The sequence below is a fragment of the Deltaproteobacteria bacterium RIFCSPHIGHO2_02_FULL_44_16 genome (assembly GCA_001798185.1).
GTDB lineage: Bacteria > UBA10199 > UBA10199 > 2-02-FULL-44-16 > 2-02-FULL-44-16 > 2-02-FULL-44-16.
Map to the genome: position 1 here is coordinate 1 of MGRM01000016.1, position 6,341 is coordinate 6,341.

A 6,341-nucleotide genomic window follows, 5' to 3' on the forward strand; every position below is an offset into this window, starting at 1 on the left:
GCCTTCGGGAAGCTTTCCCAGAGGAGGAGTCACGGGAGCAGGACAAACGGTAAGACCTTCTTTACATTCAGCGCTACAACAGATCCCAGCACGACGACTATTTGAAAGGCACGAAGTGCCATCAGCTTTAGGAGTATTGGTGACAACGCCACTCATAGCATTACAACTATCGACGGTACAATCATTGCCATCATCGAAGTTAATAGCGGTGATTCGATTATTGTCACAGACTCCTAAAGCATTACACGTATCGATCCCGTTACAACGATCGTTATCGCCAGGACAACTCATCCCCACTTGAGGAACATACTGATTCCCCGTTGCAGGATCACAATCCAACGTACACACATTGTTGTCATCGGGAACGTTCAGTGGGGTTCCGGGAAAGCAGCTTCCTCTGTTACATGTTTCCTGTCCGTTACAAGCGTTCCCATCGGAACAATCCGCATTACTTCTACACTCACCAATTTTGATAATGGCAGCATCCCTTATATATGTTGAAGTGTTGGTGGTCGTTGACTGATAGGCATTTCTGAGAGGAAAGTCACTCGATCTGGTTGTACCAATAATATGAATATTATCCAAGGCATCTACTGCGATGCCTCTTCCATGATCCGGTCCACTTCCACTCAGATAGGTTGAATAGAGAAGTTGTTGTCCTGAGGGAGAAAATTTGGTGACAAAGATATCATAAGGATCTTGTGGTGATACGGAGGTCGATTGATATGCATCTTGAGCATGAAAATTAGAAGAAAGCGTAGTCCCAACAATAAAGATATTTCCTGTTGTACCAAGCGCAATATCTGCAGCTGTATCTATATTGTCTCCTCCGAGAAAGGTAGAAAACATCCAAGATCCAGAAGGATCAAGTTTTATAAGAAAAGCTTCTGAAGGACCTGTATTGGAACCAGGTCCCCTTCCACCTGCTTGAAAGGCGCGTAAAAGAGGAAAATCGAAACCATTGGTAATACCAACAATGTAAGCATTTCCACTGGAATCAACCGCAATTGCATTGCCACGATCATGTACACTTCCACCAAAATAGGTTGAATAGACAAGTGCTGAGCCAGAAGCATTGAGTTTCGTAATGAAAATATCTTGGTAACCTGCGTCCGATTGTATCGCATTTTGTGTTGGAAAATTAATCGACCACGTCGCGCCGGTAACATAAGCATTCCCTGAAGCATCAATCGCGATTCCTTTTCCGATATCTTCACGATCTCCGCCAAGGTACGTGGAGTAGACAAGCGATGAACCAGAAGCGTTGAGCTTTGTGACAAATGCATCACCCCATACACGTCCCGGTGTAGCAGAGGTGCTCTGAAAAGCTCCTGGAGTTGTGGGGAAATTATCAGACTGCGTTGCACCGGTAATATAAACTTGTCCTTGGGAATCGACAGCGATATCTTTGGCTTCTTCAAGGTTCGCGCCACCAAGATATGTTGAGTACATAACCTGAGAACCAGACGAATTCAGCTTCAGAATAAAAGCATCGTACCCACCTCCGGTTCTTGGCTGATACGCACCAGTAGTTGTTGGAAAAAAAGACGAGGACGTTCTTCCTGTAACATAAGCATTCCCTGAAGCATCAACCGCAAGCGACGGATCATAGTCAGCCCCGTCACCGCCAAAATAAGTGGAATAAAGAAGCTGTGATCCTGTTGAGTTGAATTTGGCAATAAAAAGATCAGTTCCACGTGGGCTTCGCGTTGATTGCAATGGATTTCGTATGGGGAAATTCCATGAGTCCGTTGTTCCTACAACGTAAATATTTCCACTTGCATCAAGAGCAATATCGTTTCCTGAATCCAAGTCACTTCCACCTAAATACGTTGAAAATAGCAGCACCGGATCAATGACAAGTTCTCGCGTGCGATCATAGTGGGCGACGGTGAAGGAAACTTTATTTTGCGTGATTTTAAATCTTCCATCGATGTTGGTTTTTTTGCCATCGATTTCTTGATAGACCCTCGGTCTTTTTTGAATGATCTGAACATTGTCTTGTTTTGTGGTCATTACCAGATTTCCATCATGATCGAGATTGAGATCAGCACCTTGAATGTCAAAAGCAATGACACGAGGATCAGTATGTGGTGCGACCACAAAATCATATTCGAGCTCGCGTTGATTGCCATACACCACCAAATCAATGCCTGGATACAACTCTTCGTATTTTACTTTGGAAAAATGAGGGATATCTGTTTTCCATTTCGACGCATCTCTTCCCACAAAATAGTTGCTCTTACTCTGAAGTGGATCGATTCCAACGATACGGGGATTCGTCTTCGCTCCGCTAAACGCAAGCGATACATTTCCTAATGTCATCTTTCTTCGCGACAAGAAAAAAGCATGACCCTTCCCACGCGTATAAAAAGAAACATCACTCTGAACCTGTCCTTGATTGGGTTCAAAAGAGAGAGGAATATTTACCGAAGAAATCTTCGGTGACAGTTGTTTCTCAAGAGATGGAGTGTACTGTTGCATCCAAAGCCAAGCGCCCACAACTCCAAGGCTGAGGAGAAAAATCATCTGCACACAACGTTTCAGTATCGGTTTCACTTTCGTCTCCTCTTTTTTAAGTGCAGTGCACTTAATTGCGATGAAAGTACATTATAAGGTACCTTTTCTCTCATTAAGTGCACGGCACTTATTGACACACCCCATTGTTGCACTGACCGTTGGTAATATTGCGCGCACGATCGGTGCACTGACGCCCATTGCGTGTCGTGTTGTCGCTTAAGAGCGTATTTCCGTCGCAATACCACTCGACACAAGGCGTCGTTGTTGAAGCAAGAATTTTCATCTGCTGTAATCGATTACGGCACTGCTGCGTCGGTGTCGCTCGCACACGCGGCGGATTCAGTGGTGGCCGCGGTTGAGGCGTACACCCTGTTGTAATGGCAGACCCAGCGCAACGCCCCGTGGTCTGACAGATCCCTTGAACACAGAGCGCTCGATCGACGCATGAGGTGATTCCAGAAACGCGTCCTGTTGAGACAAGGGTTCCATCTGGACGACATTGATACGTTTCGCAGGGGTTGATCAGCTGTTTCGCACGAAAATCTTGAAGCCGCACGAGACACGCATAGTAAGGAGAGGCTGTTTGAGGCGAAGGGGTTCCTGCCAGGGAACCGGATGCAACCCCAGCTCCAAAGATCCCCGTCCCGCTTCCGGTCGGTTTTCCTGGATCGCTTCCGGGATCGGTCGGTGCTGTGGGGTCAGTTGGTTTCGTTGGCCCTGTCGGGTCAGTCGGTTTTGTGGGATCTGTCGGCCCTGTCCCACCACCACCTGATGGTGGGCAAGCCCTTCCCGCAATACAGGCGGCAGAACAACACACACCGTCCCCGCTATCGCATGAGGTGTTATCAGCTACCGATTGATACACAGGACCGCGCCATTCTTGACAGGTTTCTGTCGTGCATTCGTTGTCGTCATCCCAGTCAAGAGGCCCACCGATTCGAAAGCAATGTGCATCGCCGACACCGAAACCATCGCAGATTTTCACATCATCACAGAGATGATCCATGCATGGGTACCCAATAGGTGCTGCTTCTGTTTCCCATTGTCCCGTCTGTTCATTGCATTTGATGATTTGGCATTTCTGTTCCATGGGTTTCTGTTGACAACCGCAGCTGCTGCCGACGACCATGGCAAACGCATCACGTGTTCCGTGTAAGGAAGATCCGCCTGGAAGAGGAGAACGCGTGGGAAAGTTCGATTGCATGACACTTCCGGTGATAAAGCTCTTACAGTTCTGATCCGCTTTGATTCCTTCTGCACGGTCGCCAAGTGGCGAAGCATATTCGAAACTCGTTCCCGCAGGGTTTAGCTTCACGATAAAACCTTTTTGTGCTGCAAGCGAGGGATCAAGTCGTTCCGTAAGAAAAGGGATATCTGTAGAACCGGCAATATGAATGGCTCCGAGGGTATCGACATCAATGCGTGAGATGCCATCTCGTCCTCCACCACCAATCAAGGTTGAAAAAAGAGTTGCTTGGCCATTGAGGCTGAATTTGGCCACAAAACCATCTGCTGCACCACGTAATGTTCTTTGCATCGCATTTTGTGCCAGAGGAAAATTTGTAGAAGTAGTATAGCCAGCGACAACAACATTTTGATGGTTATCAATATCAAGAGAGGTGGCGGCATCAAATGCATTCCCTCCAAAAAAAGTAGAGTAGACGAGTCCTCTACCGTTTGAGGGAATTTTCGTGAGAAATCCGTCTGATGTGCCACCGCCATACGCAGGCTGGAAAGCGTTGGCTGTTGGAAAATCAGAGGAACTTGTTGATCCTGCAATAATGATATTGCCCCAACGATCAAGCGTGATGTCCTTTCCGCCATCGATGCCAGCGCCACCAAGATATTGTGCAAAACGAAGAACCTGTAGATTTGCTGAAAAGCTTAAAACAAAGGCGTCGCTGCGAAGTCCGCTTGCGGTTGTATTAATGACATGTCCTGCAGGGTGCAAAAAAGGAAGATCAAAACGCGTGAAGCCCGTAACAAAAGCATTCCCCGTGCTATCGACAATAACAGCATGTGCTTGACTGACGCCGCCAAAACATGTTCCAGCCTCAATGGAACGTCCATCGAGGCTGAGTTTTAACAGATATCCTTCAGCATTTGGGCTGAAATTTTGAGAGCAGGCTCGAAGTGCGTTTTGTGGTAAGGGAAAGTTCTGTGCTTCGGTGAAGCCGGTAATATAGGCAGCGCCGGCGCTATCGATGTCGATATCCGTAAGAAAACTCGACCCTTGTCCTGAGAGAATGGTGGAATATTCAATTTGATGGCTACTATTCAGTTTTGTGACAAACACAGCGCTGGCCGGGACGCTTCCAGGAGCAACTGCAGGAAGTCTTGGAAACTGATCAGCTCCGATATCGCCTTTGATGCTCGGATCTCCAGCTTCTCCGGCGATGTACATATTGCCATTTGCATCAACCACAATGGCTTTGCCGCGATCAGCGCCAAGACCTCCGAGATAGGATGAAAAATCGATCGTCGGATCAATGGTCAGAACTTGTGTTGGATCATATTTTCCGACTCGAAACCCAATTCTCTTTTCTCCAAGCTTCGTATAATTTCCTGCAATCACCATTTTCTCACCCGAAATGTTTTGTGAGAGAGCGGGTTTATGGTGAAGGAGTTGATGTTTCCCAGATTTCAGAATGAGATTTTCTTGAGAAATTTTTACAACTTTTGCAGTAGGAAAATTGAGCTGAATATCGTTTGGATTTCCGTTCGGTCTCACGATGAAATCATATTCGAGTTGTCGGTTTTTTTCGTAAAAAACGAGATCGATATGGGGATAAATATTTTCATAAGAAATTTTTCCGAAGTGAGGAATGTCGGTTTTCCAAGCTTTGGAATCGCTCCCGAGTAAATAATGCGATTTTCCCGGGAAGGGACGTTGTCCCTCTACGCGGACATTTGAATTTGCATTCACGAAAGACATGGTAGAACTCACTCCTTTGATGACAAAAGTGACCTCATGTTGAGCAAAAAGAATTTGGTATCCATTGCCTCGCGTCAGAAAAAGAATTTCCTGAGCGGCTTGGCCAGTATTGGGTTCAAAAAAGAGGGGAATGTTTTCGGCAACATTTGAAATTTCTTCAGATGAATGTTGCACCATCTCTTTTGGAGTGCGCCACATAAACAACATGGCGGAGACACCGATGAAACAACTGATACCGAAGAACATTTTTATGTGACGCATATTCATCTCCTTTGTGGATTCACTATCTCAGTTTCATTAAGTGCCGTGCACTTACCGACACACTCCATTCATACACTGACCATTGGTGATGTTTCTGGTTCGATCAGAGCATTGAGTTCCATTTGGCTGTTGTCTGGTTCTCACGGTGTTGCCATCGCAGTAATGGGTGAGACACGGAGTGGGAGGAGCAGCCGATGATTGCAGGAGGGCGAGCTGGACAAGACACGCGCGCGTTGGGGGTTGTGGTTGAGCTGGAGGTGGAGGAAGCGGAACGATCAACGACGGTCTCGGTTGTGGTGTACATCCAGAGATCGGCGCAGCAGCACAGACCCCTTGAAGACAGATTCCTTTTCGACATGTGGCTCGATCTTCACACGCTGCTCCTCCCGGACGAAGACCAATGGACGTGATCTTCCTTCCATCAAGTTCACAACGATAGGTTTCGCAAGGATTGAGGAGATGACGTCCGAAGACATCGTTGAGATAATCGAGGCAGCGTTGATACGGTTTTCCAGCTGAATCAGGACCTGGAAGAGGGGCAATCTCTGGTCGTGGAGGTGGAGGTCGATAGCCTTCGGGAAGCTTTCCCAGAGGAGGAGTCACGGGAGCAGGACAAACGGTCAGA

The 6,341-nt window shown here is 47.0% G+C and carries 2 protein-coding genes and 1 pseudogene; all 3 read right to left on the reverse strand.

Annotated features, from left to right (window positions below; translation table 11 throughout):
• Positions 1 to 2,559, reverse strand: a pseudogene (locus A3C46_03945) (hypothetical protein).
• Positions 2,560 to 2,647: 88 nt separating this feature from the next.
• Complete coding sequence (locus A3C46_03950) at positions 2,648 to 5,716, reverse strand: hypothetical protein (GenBank protein ID OGQ22173.1); 3,069 nt, start codon at positions 5,714 to 5,716, stop codon at positions 2,648 to 2,650.
• 51 nt (positions 5,717 to 5,767) lie between these two features.
• The gene (locus tag A3C46_03955) at positions 5,768 to 6,319 is read right to left on the reverse strand and encodes a hypothetical protein (GenBank protein OGQ22174.1); all 552 of its coding nucleotides are present in this window, start codon (positions 6,317 to 6,319) and stop codon (positions 5,768 to 5,770) included.
• Positions 6,320 to 6,341: the final 22 nt, after the last annotated feature.

Bases quoted from the DNA above. Each gene is read 5' to 3' on its own strand.
- A3C46_03950 (OGQ22173.1), bottom strand. From the start codon at position 5,716: ATGCGTCACATAAAAATGTTCTTCGGTATCAGTTGTTTCATCGGTGTC.